The sequence below is a fragment of the Lysinibacillus sp. NPDC093190 genome (assembly GCF_050280425.1).
Taxonomy (GTDB): domain Bacteria; phylum Bacillota; class Bacilli; order Bacillales_A; family Planococcaceae; genus Lysinibacillus.
Window position 1 is genome coordinate 77255 of the sequence record NZ_JBNNVG010000017.1, and the last position, 16887, is coordinate 94141.

The 16887-nt window shown below is 38.2% G+C and carries 13 protein-coding genes; all 13 read right to left on the reverse strand.

The annotated features are described in order from the left end of the window. Positions 1 to 473: 473 nt before the first annotated feature. Positions 474 to 2405 (reverse strand): threonine--tRNA ligase, encoded by a 1932-nt coding sequence (gene thrS, locus ACQKOF_RS14605; RefSeq protein ID WP_427558283.1) that lies wholly within the window; start codon positions 2403 to 2405, stop codon positions 474 to 476. Between the two features lie 578 nt (positions 2406 to 2983). Further along, entirely contained in the window at positions 2984 to 3922 is a 939-nt protein-coding gene (gene dnaI, locus ACQKOF_RS14610) for a primosomal protein DnaI (protein WP_427558356.1), read from the reverse strand. 2 nt (positions 3923 to 3924) lie between these two features. Next, entirely contained in the window at positions 3925 to 5310 is a 1386-nt protein-coding gene (locus tag ACQKOF_RS14615) for a replication initiation and membrane attachment family protein (RefSeq protein WP_427558286.1), read from the reverse strand. Between the two features lie 18 nt (positions 5311 to 5328). Then, the gene (gene nrdR / locus ACQKOF_RS14620; protein ID WP_049667519.1) at positions 5329 to 5799 is read right to left on the reverse strand and encodes a transcriptional regulator NrdR; all 471 of its coding nucleotides are present in this window, start codon (positions 5797 to 5799) and stop codon (positions 5329 to 5331) included. Positions 5800 to 6009: 210 nt separating this feature from the next. Then, entirely contained in the window at positions 6010 to 7032 is a 1023-nt protein-coding gene (locus ACQKOF_RS14625; protein WP_427558289.1) for a glyceraldehyde-3-phosphate dehydrogenase, read from the reverse strand. 732 nt (positions 7033 to 7764) lie between these two features. Next, entirely contained in the window at positions 7765 to 8358 is a 594-nt protein-coding gene (coaE, locus tag ACQKOF_RS14630) for a dephospho-CoA kinase (RefSeq protein ID WP_427558292.1), read from the reverse strand. 13 nt (positions 8359 to 8371) lie between these two features. Continuing rightward, the gene (mutM, locus tag ACQKOF_RS14635) at positions 8372 to 9247 is read right to left on the reverse strand and encodes a bifunctional DNA-formamidopyrimidine glycosylase/DNA-(apurinic or apyrimidinic site) lyase (RefSeq protein ID WP_427558295.1); all 876 of its coding nucleotides are present in this window, start codon (positions 9245 to 9247) and stop codon (positions 8372 to 8374) included. A gap of 12 nt (positions 9248 to 9259) precedes the next feature. Beyond that, positions 9260 to 11887, reverse strand: coding sequence for a DNA polymerase I (gene polA / locus ACQKOF_RS14640; protein ID WP_427558297.1), 2628 nt, complete (start codon positions 11885 to 11887; stop codon positions 9260 to 9262). 206 nt (positions 11888 to 12093) lie between these two features. Next, complete coding sequence (locus ACQKOF_RS14645) at positions 12094 to 12525, reverse strand: DNA polymerase I (protein ID WP_427558300.1); 432 nt, start codon at positions 12523 to 12525, stop codon at positions 12094 to 12096. 538 nt (positions 12526 to 13063) lie between these two features. Beyond that, positions 13064 to 14074 (reverse strand): protease modulator HflC, encoded by a 1011-nt coding sequence (hflC, locus tag ACQKOF_RS14650; RefSeq protein ID WP_427558303.1) that lies wholly within the window; start codon positions 14072 to 14074, stop codon positions 13064 to 13066. Then, the gene (gene hflK / locus ACQKOF_RS14655) at positions 14074 to 15063 is read right to left on the reverse strand and encodes an FtsH protease activity modulator HflK (protein WP_427558306.1); all 990 of its coding nucleotides are present in this window, start codon (positions 15061 to 15063) and stop codon (positions 14074 to 14076) included. Before hflK ends, hflC begins: the two co-directional genes overlap by 1 nt. Before the next feature lie 196 nt (positions 15064 to 15259). Beyond that, on the reverse strand, positions 15260 to 15973 hold the full coding sequence (locus ACQKOF_RS14660; RefSeq protein ID WP_427558309.1) for an LrgB family protein: 714 nt from the start codon (positions 15971 to 15973) through the stop codon (positions 15260 to 15262). Continuing rightward, positions 15970 to 16338, reverse strand: coding sequence for a CidA/LrgA family holin-like protein (locus ACQKOF_RS14665; RefSeq protein WP_100544892.1), 369 nt, complete (start codon positions 16336 to 16338; stop codon positions 15970 to 15972). The genes ACQKOF_RS14660 and ACQKOF_RS14665 overlap by 4 nt, the downstream gene beginning before the upstream one ends. Positions 16339 to 16887 lie beyond the last annotated feature (549 nt).

Here is a 16887-nt window from a genome sequence, read left to right on the forward strand (position 1 = left end):
CAACCACAAACTTTGTATTCATTAACCTTAATTATATTAGCATGTATTTTATAAGCTGTCAAATGTTTTTCAGCTTATTATTATTAAAGTAACCTAAAAATTTTAAATCTAAACCATTATAATGATTCATCTTCATAACGTGAGGTTGATTTCCCGGCTGGGCGCTTTCCTAGGGGCGTCCGCTGAGCCGCTTGAGCCAACACGATGTTGGTCACGAAGGCGTTATCACAGGATGTAAATGCTCTTAGCTTTCGTTCCTCTATATACTCGCTCCAGGGTCTCATCTGTGACGCTGATCCCCGAGCAGCCGCCCAGCCTCCACTCCAATCAACTTATATAAATGGCATTTGTTTTAACAAGTGTCACCCCAACATTTGATGACGAAATCAATAATATTGTTTTAATAAAATTAAGATTACCCTTCAAAAATTGCCGGCGAATTCTAAATCGTATTCGCCGGCAAAATCATTAAATTATTTTGTAATCTCTGCTTTAATGTTGGCTAAGAAGTCTTGGAAGCTAATTGTTTCTGAATCTTTTGAGCCATAGCGACGTACATTTACGCCACCAGCCTCTACTTCTTTGTCGCCGATAACAAGCATATACGGGATTTTTTTCATTTGTGCTTCACGGATTTTGTAGCCTAGTTTTTCTTCACGGTCATCCATTTCAATACGTAAGCCCGCTGCAGTTAATTGCTCTTCAATTTGTTTTGCATAATCAAAGTGTGCTTCGTTTGAAACTGGAATGACTTCAACTTGTACTGGTGCTAACCATGTTGGGAATGCACCTTTGTACTCTTCGATTAAGAAGGCAACGAAACGTTCCATTGTTGATACGACACCACGGTGAATAACAACTGGACGATGTGGTTTACCATCTTCTCCAACGTAAGTTAAGTCAAAGCGTTCTGGTAATAAGAAGTCAAGCTGAACTGTTGATAAAGTTTCTTCTTTACCAATGGCAGTTTTCACTTGTACGTCAAGTTTAGGACCGTAGAATGCAGCTTCACCTTCAGCTTCGAAGTAATCTAAGCCAAGCTCATCCATTGCCTCTTTTAACATACTTTGTGCTTTTTCCCACATTGCATCGTCGTCAAAGTATTTTTCAGTATCTGCTGGATCACGGTAAGATAAACGGAATGAATAATCTTTTAAATCGAAGTCTTTGTATACTTCTAATATTAACTGTACTACTTTTTGGAATTCCGCTTTAATTTGGTCTGGACGAACGAAAATATGTGCATCGTTTAAAGTCATCCCACGTACACGTTGTAAGCCTGAAACAGCGCCTGACATTTCGTAACGGTGCATTGTACCAAGCTCCGCAATACGTAATGGTAGGTTACGATAAGAATGCATGCTGTTTTTGTACACCATCATATGGTGAGGACAGTTCATCGGACGCATAATTAGTGTTTCATTATCCATTTCCATTGGTGGGAAAATAGAATCTTGGTAGTGATCCCAGTGACCAGAAGTCTGGTACAGCTCTTTAGAACCAAGTACTGGTGTATAAACATGTTTATAACCAAGAGATAATTCTTTATCTACAATATAGCGCTCAATGACACGACGGATTGTTGCACCGTTTGGTAACCATAGCGGTAAACCTTGACCAACTTTTTGAGAAGTTGTAAATAATTCTAATTCCTTACCGATTTTACGGTGATCACGTTCTTTTGCTTCTTCAAGCATTTGTAGGTGATGTTTTAATTCTTCTTTTTTAAAGAATGCTGTACCATAAATACGTTGTAGCATTTTGTTATCTGAGTTACCTCTCCAGTAAGCACCAGCTAGTGAAAGAAGTTTGAACTCACGAAGCTTGCCAGTCGATGGTGCGTGAATACCTCGGCAAAGGTCGAAAAATTCACCTTGGTAGTAAATAGAAACTTGCTCATCAGCCGGAATCGCTTCAAGTAATTCTAATTTGTATTCATCGCCAATTTCTTCATAGATTGTTTGTGCTTCTGCACGGCTAACATTTTTGCGCTCGATCTCTAGGTTTTCAGCAATAATTTTTTTCATTTCTTTTTCAATTGCTGGTAAGTCTTCAGCAGTGATTGGCGTTGGTGCATCGATATCGTAGTAGAAACCACCTTCAATAACTGGACCAATACCAAGTTTAACTTCTGGGAATAAACGTTTAATCGCTTGTGCTGTTAAGTGTGCAGTTGAATGACGTAAGATTTCCAATGCTTCCTCATCATCCTGTGTAATAATTGAGATTGTAGCGTCCTCTTCAATTGATGTTTTTAAATCGACTAAGACACCATTTACTTTTCCAGCATATGCTTTTTTACGAAGTCCTGGGCTAATTGATAATGCTACATCATCAGTAGATGTACCTTTTGCAAATTCCTTTACAGCGCCATCTGGGAAAGTTAATTTAATCATATCTGACATTTTGTTTGCACTCCTTATAGGTTTGTTGTGATGCATGATTGAAGTCCAAGAATCCCCGGAATTTATCCTTATTCAGTAGGTGTTTGGACACCCACTAAAAAGAAACTATATCCGCATTCATCTCACCACTATTTTCTATTGAACAGAAATAAAAAAAGCTCCGTCCCTACGAAAGGGACGAAGCGTATGCTCGTGGTTCCACCCTTCTTCCTTCCGACTTTTTATAGTCAGACGAAGCTCAAGGCTAGCTAACGGGCTAGGGACCGGCGAAAGATTATCCCTTTCGCTGCTCAGCAGGTAGTAAATAGTGTGCTCGAACTAGGAAGCTTACAGCCAATGACTTCCCTCTCTAAAAGCCGTTACACAAAATTCATGTCCTCATCAATGCATTTTTTTAATCAATTATGCCTCGGCATAATTGCGTCTGGAATCGGCTTTGTGCAAGCACAAAGCCGATTCCGTGACATCCGCCGGAGGCATTAACCTCTTTCAGCGGGTGTTTGCACAGCCTGCTGAAAGAAGTTAATTATTATATGTGACAGTATACGCTCGATTGTCACAAAATGCAACAGTCAATCTCACATACGGCGATTTTTTCCACCCATTTCAATTGGCTCCGTCAACGCTTTAACACGTTCCATAATACGTCCAGCCTTCACGACTTCAATGTCACCTTTTTGCGACTGTGCTAAATGATGCTCCAATTCATCATAATTAAAATTAGATGTAATGAATGTTGGCAATTGCTCCGCCATACGGTAATGGAAAATAGTCCCTAAAATTTCATCTCGCGTCCAAGCGGTCATTGTCTCGGCTCCTAAATCATCGAGCATTAGCACTGGTGCCTTTTTCACATAGTCTATTTTTTCATTCAATGTATTATCGCCAATTGCATTTTTCATTTCTCGTAAAAATTCAGGCACGAAAACTACAACTGACTTTACTTTAACCTTCGCAAGTTCATTGGCTAATGCGCCTAGCACAAAAGATTTCCCTACTCCAAATTGACCATATAAATAAAAGCCTTTAGAAGGCAAATCCCCTGTATCTAGTATACGTTGAACAAAATCAGTCGCACGGTTTGCAATATTGATACGTGTATGATCATCAATAAATAAATCACTAATTGTAGCTCGTAGAACATCCTTCGGCATATGCATACTTGCGATCATATTAGCAACATCCCGGCGCTCATCTTCACGTATCTTTTGCTCGCATCGCACATAATCAATTTCAACGGTACTCCGCACTACGCGTAAAGTAGGTAAAAAACCTTTTAAGTAGTTTGTACAACTCTCTGTACTGCCACAGCCACAGCATACTGTAGATTGACTAATAAACTCATGAAGCTTCGGTAAATTACGTTCAATTGATTCATAGCTTAACTCATCTGCATGCTCTGCTAAAAATTCTTGCACACGAGGGTTTTCTAAAATTTCTCGACGCATCGCTTCGTAACGTTCTTGAAATGATGGTACATTAATTGCTCTTTTTAATGGTCCATTAATTGGTTCGATTGTCATTCACCTACCTTATTTTGAATATTCCCTAATTTATCCAGTATTTTTTGTCTTTCCTTTTCAAAATCAGTAGTATCAGTATTCGTTGTATCTTTTAATACTTCCTCTGATTTTTCATTACGCTTATAAAACCAATCTGGTACTTTTTCCTCTCGGCGATTTTTTGTGTAAGAGTTCTTTTTTGCCGAAGTCTGTGGCTTATTTTTCCACGTAGTGTACTTATCATGCTCTTGGCGTGCTAGTTCCATTGCTTCTTTTGCCGTTTGAATATTTTTACGTACCCAATGATCCGCAATCGTTTCCACATATTTTTTAGGTAGCTTCATATCAGTTGTTAGCATTACATATTCCAAAAGAGCATTAACAACGCCTACTGGCATTCCATGCTGGACAATTAAACTCTCAGCAAGCTGCACGGAGGTCTGTAAAGGTTCTTTGCCATTATTGATATCTCGCAATACTTGCACTGGGGGAGTCGTCTCTAAATATTGCTGAAGTTCCTGATCCTTTGTTTTTTGGCCTGATTCCTCTATGGATGACAGCTGCTTACTCACTCTAGCAAGCTTTGGTGGCTCTTTTGATACCGTTAGCTTATAAAAATCCGCAGCGGCTTTACGTAAACGTTCCAGTGAAATACCTAGGTCATCATCTAATGCGAGAATCACTACTTTTTGCATATCAAGCGCAGTTAAGTGATATAAAAATGCTAATTTTGCTATTGATTCACGTACCTCAAATGTTAGTAGGCTTGCCGGCACTAGTTGCTCCGATAAGCCCGCTTGCAGTAGTTCAAAGTCAAACTGGTCAAAATAAAATGGATATACTTTTTGCTGTTTATCCTTGCTACTAGTATCAGCTTGTAAATCATTTGGAATGTTTGCACTTACAGGCTTAAAAACATCTATGAAGGCACGCGATACATCTTTAAATTCTGCATCTCTTGCAGATGGGATAAAACGCTGACGTAACTTCCGATAAGCTTGCTCCCCTATTTTACTAAATAAAAACATCGAGAGCAGTGGGTCTTTCATAAAGCTATCTGCATCAAGTGGACGTATCAGCTCATATAAAAAGCATCGCTGGCCAGCATCCTCTTTTTTCCAAGTGTGTAACAGACCAATTGCTTCAAGCGCAATACGTGCCTCAAATACTTTGCCAATAGGAAGCCCTAGCACATTCATTAAATAATAATGTGTCATTTGCTGACTTGGCATTTGCTCAGCTTCTGCCCATAGCGTTAAATAAAGGCTGATTGGTCCCGCTCCAATTAAAGGCTGATAAAAAAGCGTTACTAATTGACGTTCCTGCGTAGAAAGTGCATGAGGTAGACGAATGTCAAAAGAATCAGCTGGCTGCAATTCCTTATACAAATGGTTCAACGTCATTCACCCTCTCTGTTTACCTTATAATTTCTGTTCTGTCTGACGTTGGATAATTTCTTTAATTTCTTCAATAAAGACATTGATATCTTTAAATTGACGATAAACCGATGCAAAGCGCACATAAGCAACCTCATCGATTTTCGCTAAGCGATCCATTACCATTTCTCCTACATCCTCAGATCGGACTTCGGAATTCCCAATGCGGCGAAGATCTTTTTCAATAGACATTACTAGTCCCTCAAGTACTTCAAGAGAAACAGGACGTTTTTCGCAAGCACGAATAAGTCCACGAAGTACCTTTTCACGGCTAAATTCTTCTCGTGAACCTTCTTTTTTCACTACAACTAAAGGTGTCTCTTCAATTTTTTCAAACGTTGTAAAGCGGAAGCCACATGACTCACATTCACGACGTCTACGAATTTCTTTATTATCATCAACTGGCCTCGAATCCACAACACGCGTTCCGTTAAATTGGCAAGATGGACATCTCATATAATTACTCTCCTGATTTCACAACAATTTAATATTTCTATTATAACAAATTTCCTATGTATAAGAAAAGCGCATTGACGCTAGTGTGCTCATGATAAACCTTGAAAGGCTAAAGTACAAGCATAGATTCTACATTTAAACTAGCTATCTAAATAAAAAAAGCACATTGAAATCACTGGGATTTCAACGTGCTCGGTCTAATTATTATTATTATGCATTAACTGTTTCTAAAGCTTTTGCCACTTTTTTCACAAGATCTACAACACGTGCAGAATAACCCCACTCATTGTCGTACCAAGCAAGTACTTTCACTTTGCGGTTACCCATTACCATTGTAGAAAGTCCATCTACTGTAGAAGAGTAAGTTGTTGTATTGTAATCAGAAGATACTAGAGGCTCAACTGAGAAGTTTAAGATACCTTTCATTGGACCTTCAGTAGCAGCCTTCACAAATGCAGCATTGATAGAATCAACTGTTACGTCTGTGTTTAAATCAACTACTAGGTCAACTAATGATACGTTAGGGGTTGGAACACGAAGTGCCATACCATGAATTTTGCCTTCTAATTCTGGTAACACTAATTTTAATGCTTTTGCAGCACCTGTAGATGTTGGGATGATTGATTGTGCGCAACCACGTGCACGACGTAAATCTTTATGTGGATTGTCTAAATTCTTTTGATCATTTGTATAAGCGTGAACTGTTGTCATTAATCCGCTTTCAATACCAAATGTGTCATTTAATACTTTGGCAACTGGGGCTAAGCAGTTTGTTGTACAAGAAGCATTTGAAATAACATCATGTTTTGCGATATCAAGTTTCTCATCATTTACACCTAAAACAATTGTTACGTCCTCGTTTTTACCAGGTGCTGTTAAGATAACTTTCTTTGCGCCTGCTTCTAAGTGCATTGCTGCTTTTTCACGATCATTAAATTTACCAGTTGCTTCAATAACGATATCCACACCCATTGTTGCCCATGGTAATTTTAATGGGTCACGTTCGCTAATAATTTGAACACGTTTACCATTTACAATTAAAGCATCGCCTGCTGGCTCAACTGTACCCTCGAATGTTCCGTGATTTGTGTCATACTTAATCAAATGTGCTAAAGTTTCAGCTGGATAGCTAGCGTTAATCGCAACGACATTTAAACTTTCTTGCACGATCGCTTGGCGGAAAACCATACGTCCGATACGTCCGAAACCATTAATAGCAACTGATACTGTCATTTATAAAATCCTCCTGTGAGTCATACTCAGATTAATTATATACTTTATGCGAATAGTATAACACAATTTCAAAAAAGATGAACATTATATATTCATAATATTAAAGTTCTTATTTTCTGAAAAATAAAATCGCCAAATTAGTCCTTATTATGGTATAACTCCACAAAAAAATGCGTAGCAAAGTGTTCTTGCTACGCATCTCATAGTGAATGTTGTGCACTTTAAATGGGGTGATTTCCGTTCCAGGCTACTCGCTTTCCCACGGGAATCGAGTAGCCTTCCACTCCAATCAGCGATAGCGTAGAATTTTATTCATTTCAAAAATAATGAACAATGTTGACAATATTGATAACTGTGACGCTATTGTACACCTGTTATTGCTAGCACTTTGCTTTCGCACATAAAAAACATGCTGAAGTTTCTTTTTATAACTATAAATTAAAGTGCCATACCAGAAGATACACGCTATGTGAAGCGGCTCATCGGACGCCCCCAGGAAGCTCTGCTCTGTGCGAAAGCGTAGCGACAGCAATTGTTTTATCTGTGCGAAAGCGTAGCGACAGCAACAACAAAGCGCCCAGCCGGAACGGAAATCACCCCCTCGTTTTGCCGAAGAGCCATACTATTTTTAATGTGCCACCTTAATTTCATTGACACAATAGTTTTTCAACAATATGAAATGCGTAGCAATATGTCATTGCTACGCATCGATTGATTTAATTATTAATTTTATTATAATACGTCCCAATAGGTCAGGATTTTCTTTAATTGGTGCTCTGTTTGTTCTAAATTTTCATTATTATAAATAACCGCATGTGCACCTTTTTCTTTCACTGACATAGGTAACTGAGAACGCATTCGAGCTAGGGCATCCTCCTTCGATAAGTTGTTACGCTCCATTAAACGACGAAGCTGTACCTCTTCACTAACCGATACCACGATAATACGCTCAACAAAATGCTGCAATTTACTTTCAAATAACAGTGGAATATCCATCACAACATCCTTTTCTCCAGCCTCTAAATAAGCATCACGCTGGCGTAACATTTCCTTACGAATAGCAGGATGCATAATATCATTTAACATTTTACGCTTTGCAGGCTCGTGAAAAATAATATCGCCAAGCTTGGCACGATTTAAACTACCGTCTTCTAGCAATATAACTTCTCCAAAATTTTCAGCTATTAACTTTAAAGTCTCCGTTCCTGGTTCTACAACATCACGCGCAACAATATCTGCATCGACAATCGGTAAACCAAGTGCTGTCATCATTTTTGCTACTGTACTTTTTCCGCTCGCAATACTTCCTGTTAGTCCGATAATCATAGTTAAATCCCCTTTAATGTTGACAATTTGGGCAAAAGACTGATGTACGCCCACCTATCGTCATTTGGCTCGTTGCAGTACTACACGTTGGACACATCTTCTTTCCATACATTTGCAGTCGATTCTGCATACTTCCAGCCTCACCATTAATATTACGATAATCTGAAATTGTTGAACCACCTGCTTCAATGCTTTGGCGTAAAATCGCGACAATTGCCTCGAATAATGCAAGCTTACTCTTTTCACTGATGCGGTTCATTGTGCGGGCCGGATGAATTTTTTGAGCAAATAATGCTTCTGTAGCATAAATATTGCCACAGCCCGAAATAACCTGCCCATCCATAATTACATCCTTAACGGCCTTTTTCTCATATTTCGGTAACTTTGATTTCGCAATAAAATAATCACATGCTATTTCATCGAATGGCTCTGGCGCCATTTTTGTTAATGGTGCATGATCCTCAATTTTTGTTAAAAAACGTAATTCACCAAAGCGGCGTATATCCGAATAAATTAAATAGCCACCATCTGCCATTAGGAATGTAGCATGAATATGCTTTTTAAATTTCGCCTCATGGATTTCCTCAGGCGAATTCACTACAAACCACGCACCTGTCATCCCTAAATGACTAACAAGCACATAAGGGACATCCTCCTCTTTCAGCAAATGAAAAAAGATATATTTTGCACGTCGTTCGATTTTTGTAATCGTCATTTGAGACAAGGATATTTCAAATGCATCAGGCTCAGCTTGCTTCACGATACATTGCTTTCCTTCCCCAAAGGAAAAACGAATAATTTCAGATAGTTGAACCTGTTGAATTGTACGCCCTTCAATCTTAGGTTTTAATGCCTGGACGACACCTTCAACCTCTGGTAATTCAGGCATTTTAATCCCTCCTTATTTTGCTTCGTACCAAGTCGCACCGTAGTTAAAATCTACTTTTAATGGTACTGAAAGCTCGATTGCGTTCTCCATAACCTCTGGTACTATTTTTTCAAGCAATGCAATCTCCTCTTTAGGTGCTTCAAAAATTAATTCATCATGCACTTGTAACAGGAGCTTTGCCTGCATATTTTCTTTTTTCAAGCGAGCATCCATATCAATCATTGCTTTTTTAATAATATCAGCTGCACTTCCCTGAATTGGTGTATTCATCGCAGTACGCTCTGCAAAGCTTCGTAAATTGAAATTCGAGCTCGAAATGTCAGGTAAATATCGACGTCTATTTAAAATCGTTGTCACATAACCATTAAACTTCGCATCTTGGACGATATCATCCATATATTGTTTTACACCTGGGAAACTCGCAAAATATTTCTCGATAAATGTAGCAGCTTCCTTACGAGTAATATCCAAGTTTTGCGATAAGCCATAATCACTAATACCATAGACAATACCAAAGTTTACTGCTTTTGCAGCGCGACGCATATTACTATCGACCTCATCTGCTGAGACATGGAATACATCCATCGCAGTACGTGTATGAACGTCCATACCTTCACGGAAAGCTTCGACTAAATTTTTATCCTTTGACATATGGGCCAATACACGCAATTCGATTTGCGAATAATCGGCAGAAAATAGTATCCAATCTTCTTGCGATGGCACAAACGCTTGACGTATTTTTCGCCCTTCTTCTAAACGAATCGGGATGTTTTGTAAATTTGGATCAGTTGAGCTTAAACGCCCTGTAGCTGTTAATGCTTGTTGGAATCGAGTATGCACCTTTCGATCTTCTTCATGGATTTCCTTTAGAAGGCCTTCAATATAAGTTGACTGTAATTTTCCAAGCTGACGATACAAAAGAATATGTTCAATAATGGCATGCTCTGGTTTTAATTTTTCCAATACATCTGCTGCAGTGGAATAGCCTGTCTTTGTCTTTTTAATAACAGGAAGACCAAGTTTATCAAAGAGGATGACACCTAATTGCTTTGGCGAATTAATATTGAAGGCTTCTCCTGCCTCCGTATAAATCTCCTGTTCAATCACAACTAGTTTGTCACTTAGTTCCTGCCCCATTTTCTCTAATGTGGCACGATTGACCGTGATTCCCTCACTTTCCATTTCCCCTAAAATAGAAGCAAGTGGAAGCTCTAAGTTTTTATAGAGTTCGAACTGTTCGTTTTCCTTTAACAATGCCTCAAGCTTTGGCTGTAAAGACCACACAGCAAAGGCTTTGCGGCTGGCATGCTCAGCAAGTGCATCAATGGCAGGTATAGCTCGTTTCGCCCCTTTACCATAAACAGTCTCATTTGCCTGCACATTACGATAGCCTAGTTCTTTCGCAAGTGTTGCCACATCATCCCCACTTAGCGCAGGATTATTAATATAAGAAGCAAGTAATAAGTCAAATTCCACACCAGCTAAACGAATTCCCGCACGATTTAACGCAGCCTGAGATGCTTTTGAATCAGACATATACTTTATTTTAGTAGCATCTTCTAACCAAAGACGAAGGACATCTGATTTAGCCGCAATATCAAACGGCACGTACATTGTTTTCGCTCCATCTGTTAGTGCAATGCCTAGTTGCTGACATGTATGATAATGCTCGTCCTCCAGCTCCAAATGCACTGCCATTACATCTTTTAAGTGCTCTTGTTTCACTTCCTGCACAATTTCATAGTCAAAAGGTGCTTGTTCCTCTTCTTGGACAGTAAAATCACTTTTATCTAGCAATGATTTAAAGCCAAGCTCTCGCCACACGCTAATTAATTCTTCTTCATTCGGACCATTATAGATAAGATCCGAAAGCGTTATATCAATCGGGGCCTCTGTAAAAATGGTAGCTAGTTTTTTACTCATTAGTGCCTGTTCTTCATTGGCAACTAATTTTTCTTTCATTTTAGAAGCCTTCACCGTATCCATTGCCGCGTAAAGCGACTCGACTGAACCATGCTCTTTTAACAATTTAACTGCCGTTTTTTCACCGACACCCGGTACACCAGGGATATTATCTGAAGAATCCCCCATTAAACCTTTCATATCAATAATTTGTTGGGGAGTTAAGCCGTATTTTTCTGCAATAAATTCTGGTGTATTTCTTTCAATTTCAGTAATGCCTTTTTTAGTAATATATACTGTTACTTGCTCAGTCGCGAGCTGTGTTAAGTCACGATCTCCTGATACGACGATGACGTCCATATCCTGTGATGAAGCTTCTTTGGCAAGTGTCCCTATAATATCGTCCGCTTCGTATAGTTCAAGCTCATATCGCTTAATACCATAAGCATCAATAAGCTTACGTATATAAGGAAACTGCTCTGATAATTCTGGTGGAGTCTTTTGTCGACCACCTTTATATTCCGTAAATGTCTCATGACGGAAGGTTGTCTTACCCGCATCAAAGGCAACCAAAATTTTCGTTGGCTGCTCTTCCTCTAATATTCTTTGTAACATTGTTGTAAAGCCGTACACTGCATTCGTATGAATTCCACTATCATTCGTTAATAGAGGTAACGCAAAAAACGCGCGATATGCTAAACTATTGCCGTCCAATAATAGCAATTTTTCCTTTGTCATGATTTTATCCTCCTGCGTTGTCGTCTTCTTAATTGTAAAACGAAAACGTATGTTTGAAAATGCCTCTTCCCTTTACTTTATCGAGAAAACGGTTATTTTACCAATCATAACGATGAAAATCGCCAAATTTTCTACATTAACAGTTTAACTCAGGATTAACGACACACAAAAAAGCCAATCACTCATTGTAATTGACTTTTCCGATATTATTCACTAGCTTTAGTTGTCTTTTCTTTGCGATAGAAAATCTCTTCATATATGACTGTCAAAATAAAAGCATTCATAAAGGCAAATATTAAAAATAATGGCATACCACCAAGCTGCGGTTGTGTAAGCTCTGTATTAAACACCATTACAGTGCCGATTTGCGCTAAGAAGAAAATGAAGCCGATCCCAACTTGCCATATAGGACGCTTAACTTTGCGTTTTTCGTACCAAAACATTTTTTTAAATATCTTTCGTACATCCTCAGCAATGACTAAACCTAATAAAAACAAAATAACAAAAAATACTGGTATATGATAAACACTTTTTGTGATCCATGCAAAATCTGATAGACGGAAGAAAAGTGTAAATAACGATGCAATACTACAGGCTATCAATAGATTTTGGAGCCACTTGCTAATTTGCAATTTCACAACTATTACCCCCATTTTTTAAATCTGAACATTATCATTCTATCAGATAATAGTAATTTACGAAACACAAAATTATAAATTTCTATCATTTTAATAATAAACCATTGATAAATGAAAGATAATTAAAATAACCTGATTAAAAATACCTAAACCCAAACTACAAAGACCCCTCACCATAATGTGGAGTTGATTTCCGTTCCGACTGGGCGCTTTGCCGCTGACGCTTCGCTTTCACGCAGAGCAGAGCTTCCTGGGGGCGTCCGATGAGCCGCTTCACTCGCGATGCTCGCTTCAGGGTCTCGGGCCAACACGATGTTGGTCACGAAGGCGTTATCACAGGACGTGATGGTTTTAGCCTTCGTTCCTCTATTGCTAATCCCCAAGGAGTCGCCCAGTCTCCACTCCAATCAACTTTATAAATATCGCCATTCATTAAAGTCCTTCCTATGCCATACAAGACATCTTACTAAAATGTAAAAAAGCCGTCTCAAAAAGTTTGAGACGACTTCATATACTAATCCCTGCAAGAATAATAGTATTATTTTATATAACCAGATAATATTTTCGCATATGGTGAAGTGGATGGCAAAATAATGACCGTATCTTCACCTACAGTTTTCTTATATGATTCTAATGTGCGGTACAATGAATAGAATTCAGGATCTTGAGAGAACGATTTATTGTAAATCTTAGCTGCTTCTGCTTCACCTTCCGCTTGAATCAATGCTGCATCCTTTTTCGCTGTTGCCAGCATTTCTTGAACTTCCTTATCTGTTTGAGCTTCAATACGGCGTTTCTGAGCATCACCTTCAGATAGGTATTTTTGCGACATTGATTCACGATCCGAAATCATATTTGTAAACACGGATTGCTCATTTTCAGTTGGCAAGTCGATACGACGAATACGAACATCTATTACTTCTATTCCATACTTATCATTTGAAAGTAACTCATTGACACGTGCAGTTACCTGATCGTTGATACTCCCACGTGAAGAATCTTCATCATTTATAATCGCCTTATATTCTATTCGACCAAGCTCTGAACGAATAACTGAATAAATAAACTCTTCCATACGTGATTCAACTTTTTCGATTGTTCCTGCATTTGAAATTAATTGCTTTGGATCTGTTATATGCCAAACTGCATAATTATCAATAATAATTCGTTTTTTATCCTTTGTATTAATTTCTTCTTCAGAAACTTCATACGTCATTTGGTTTTTTGGTAGCTTCGTTACGCTTTGAACAAATGGAACCTTTATTTTCAAACCAGGCTCACTCTGAAATTTCACTACTTCTCCAAACTGTCTAACAACCGCGTATTCGGATTCTTTAACTATATAAACATTAGTAAATAATATAATGGCAATAGCAAAAACGGCTGTTAATGTTACGGCAAAAGAAATATATTTTTTCGGATTCATCGGGCCTTTTTTTGACATTTTGACCACATTATCCACTGTATCCTCTTCTTTTGGAGCAGTATTTTTGGATTTACCTGATAAAAAATTGAGGAATTTTTCAAGATCCTTATTTTTTTGGTCCATTAGTTACCGCCCCCTTCTTTTTTCTCCTCTTTTGGTGTTTCCTGTGCCGCAGGTGTCTCCTGTTTCGCAGGTTGCAATGCTTGAAGAGGCAAGTATTTCATTGTACTGCCATCATCATTCATAATATAAATTTGTGCTTTAGGTAAAACATTTTCAAGCGTTTCTAAAATTAAACGCTCACGTGTAATTTGTTTATTACCCTTATATTGCTCATACATTTTATTAAAGACAGCTACATCCCCTTGAGCCTGCTCAATACGGGCTGTTTTTTCACCTTGAGCCTTCGAGATAATAGCATCTTTTTCACCTTCAGCCTCATTAGTACGCTGATTCTTATATTTTTCTGCTTGATTAATTTTTGTATTTTTCATTTCACGTGCGTCTGTAACAGCTGTAAAGGCTGCTCGAACATCTGCATTCGGTAACTCAACATCCTGTAGTTTTACCCCTAAAACACTAATACCAATATCGTATTTTTCAATAAGCGAAACGAGTAAATCTCGTGATTTTGCTTCTATGTCCGCTTTTCCCTCTGTTAACGCAGCGTCGATTTTGGAACTTCCAATAATTGATCGAATCGCACTCGACGTAGCGCTATGTAATATTTTTTCTGGATCTTGTGAGCTGAATAAATACTTTTTCGGTTCTGTAATTTTCCATTGAACTACAAGGTCTGTTAAAACAATATGCTCATCCCCTGTAATCATTTTCGTTTCAGCATCATAAGCTTCCAATTCACCTTTTTTATTTTGCTTATAGCCGAACTGTAAACTAAATGTTTCCTTCGATAAAACCGCAACCGATTGTACAGGCCAAGGTAATTTAAAATGTAAACCTGGTTCTGTTACTGTTTCATCGGCACGACCGAACGTAATGACAACAGCTTGTTCTGATTCATCTACCGTGTACCACGATGTAAATACAGCAATAAGTGCAACAATGCCGAAAATGCCAAGTCCCACCATCACTAGTGACCTTTTCACACTCATGTCTAATCCTCCCTTAAGCTTAGTACTAGTGTATACGGGACACATTATAAAAAGTTTCAAAATATTTTAATAAACCATTTTTTATTTTAGGCAGTTTGACATAAGGAGCAAGCTCACCAAACATTCCTGCACTGGCCCTCCACCTAAAATCATACCGCACAAATAAAATAGAACCGAAAAAAAATCCTGTTACCATTTAAGGCAACAGGAAATTGACAACTAGATGTTCAAATGCCGGGAAAAATGTTGTTGATAAAACAATGCTAATTAATGCAGCTACAATCATAGCAAGACTTGCGAACGTACCTTCAAGCTCACCAATCTCGAATGCTTTAGAGGTACCCGTACCGTGTGCTCCCATTCCTAACAGTAGACCTCTAGAGGATGGTCGATGGAAACGACATACTTTAATAACTAATGGTGCTATTAGACTCCCTAAAATACCAGTTACCATAACGAAAACTGCAGTAAGAGTAGGAGAGCCACCAATCATATTGGAAATGTCCATCGCTATTGGTGTAGTAACTGAGCGTGGAACTATGCTATGCACAAGCTCATTATTTAATCCAACTAATACAGCAAAGATAAATGATGATGTAATAGCAACAGCTGAGCCAACTGCAATACTTAGAACAATTTCAAAAGCATGTTTCTTTAATAGGTCAAGATTTTTATAAATTGGTACCGCAAATGCAACTGTTGCTGGTCCTAGTAAATTTGATAAAATACTGGCTCCTGCAGTATAGGATTTATAGGATGTACCCGTTAGTAGCAAGATGATAATTACCACTAATGGTGTGATCAGTATAGGTGTTAACCATTCCTTCTGATACTTTTTATAAAACATTTTACTAGTATAAAAAACTGCAATAGTACCTAGTAAACTTACTATAGCTATTAAAAAGCTCATGCAGTATCACCTTTCTTTCGTTGCCCTAGCAATTGTGCTGTGAAACCTGTTGCAAACATTACAACTATGGCACTCAATACAATAACAAGCACAGCTTTCACACCTTGCTCACCGAATAATGCAGTATAATCGATTACTCCGATAGCAGATGGAATGAAAAATAGTAATAATTCACTAAGTAATAAACCTGCACCTAGCTCAATCCATTCAAGCTTAATAATATGAAACTGCAAAAGTAAAAACAATAAGACTAGTCCAATTATGCTCCCTGGAATCGGCAAGTGAAGTAGACGTGCAATACTATTCCCAACAAATAAAATTACATAAAGATAGCCGATTTGCACGATACTTTTGACGATTTTCATGGTCATCCTTCTCTCAATTTTTTATCCCGCTTTAGCGGTCAGGAATATAAATCACTTCTAGATAAAGTGGGCTTATTAGCTGACCGTATAAACCTAATTAGTTCAACTAACAGGTACATTGATTGTTAGTTCATGTTGTCGAATTGTATTAAAGAAATTAAAATGTCATATTAAATTATGGTTTTTCGGCAAAACGAATGGTTGATTTCCGTTCCGACTGGGCGCTTTCCTGGGGGCGTCCGATGAGCCGCTTCACTCGCTTTGCTCGCTCCAGGGTCTCATCTGTGACGCTGATCCCCAAGGAGTCGCCCAGTCTCCACTCCAATCAACTACTTCTCTTAGAATATATTTTCCGGCCATATAACTCTAATAAACGATAAAAAATGTTTTTTATACGAAAGCGTATTGCTAACGTAGCGACAACATAAGCAGAGGAAGGAAAGCGAGTAGCCAAACGGAAATTCCCCTCATTTAAAGCTCAACATCATTCTATTTTATCAACACTATAAACTAACAATCAGTACATTGCTTATTAGTTGAATATTATGC

Coding starts and splice junctions, on each gene's coding strand:
- hflK (WP_427558306.1), bottom strand. CDS start 15,063: ATGAGTGTGAAAAGGTCACTAGTGATGGTGGGACTTGGCATTTTCGGC.
- ACQKOF_RS14615 (WP_427558286.1), bottom strand. CDS start 5,310: ATGACGTTGAACCATTTGTATAAGGAATTGCAGCCAGCTGATTCTTTT.
- mutM (WP_427558295.1), bottom strand. CDS start 9,247: ATGCCTGAATTACCAGAGGTTGAAGGTGTCGTCCAGGCATTAAAACCT.
- coaE (WP_427558292.1), bottom strand. CDS start 8,358: ATGATTATCGGACTAACAGGAAGTATTGCGAGCGGAAAAAGTACAGTA.
- ACQKOF_RS14625 (WP_427558289.1), bottom strand. CDS start 7,032: ATGACAGTATCAGTTGCTATTAATGGTTTCGGACGTATCGGACGTATG.
- ACQKOF_RS14665 (WP_100544892.1), bottom strand. CDS start 16,338: ATGAAAATCGTCAAAAGTATCGTGCAAATCGGCTATCTTTATGTAATT.
- thrS (WP_427558283.1), bottom strand. CDS start 2,405: ATGTCAGATATGATTAAATTAACTTTCCCAGATGGCGCTGTAAAGGAA.
- hflC (WP_427558303.1), bottom strand. CDS start 14,074: ATGGACCAAAAAAATAAGGATCTTGAAAAATTCCTCAATTTTTTATCA.
- nrdR (WP_049667519.1), bottom strand. CDS start 5,799: ATGAGATGTCCATCTTGCCAATTTAACGGAACGCGTGTTGTGGATTCG.
- ACQKOF_RS14660 (WP_427558309.1), bottom strand. CDS start 15,973: ATGAGCTTTTTAATAGCTATAGTAAGTTTACTAGGTACTATTGCAGTT.
- polA (WP_427558297.1), bottom strand. CDS start 11,887: ATGACAAAGGAAAAATTGCTATTATTGGACGGCAATAGTTTAGCATAT.